We start from the raw sequence: 331 nt of genomic DNA, 5'->3' as shown, positions 1-331 counted from the left end.
TTTACACAATCCTATAAAGGTCAATATAGCCCGTTGGTGGAATTGAACTATATGGCGCTGTACGGCTTGTTCGGCTATGATCCGTTTTGGTTCCATTTGATGAGCTTTGTCTGGCATTGTGGATGTGCCACGTTGCTTTTTTTCTTGATTTTCCGTTTGTTGGAGATGTCCGGCCAATCCGGATCTCGTCGAAGTTTGTGGGTGGCTGCCTTGACTACCTTCCTTTTTGCCATTCATCCGGTGAATGTAGAATCTATTGCTTGGATCAGTGCGGTGAAGGTTCCGATGTATGTATTTTTTTATTTGTCAGCCTTGTTGTTGTATCTTCGTT

At 43.5% G+C, this 331-nt stretch carries 1 pseudogene; it reads left to right on the top strand.

Features of this window, described 5'->3' with window-relative positions:
• A pseudogene (locus KTG12_RS21540) lies at positions 1-331 on the top strand (hypothetical protein); the annotation flags it as partial.

Origin of the sequence: Parabacteroides sp. MSK.9.14 (assembly GCF_019041495.1) — a bacterium.
In the GTDB taxonomy this organism is placed as follows: domain Bacteria; phylum Bacteroidota; class Bacteroidia; order Bacteroidales; family Tannerellaceae; genus Parabacteroides; species Parabacteroides merdae.
The sequence above is the reverse complement of the archived record's forward strand: the minus strand, read 5'-3'. Positions and strand labels throughout refer to the sequence as shown.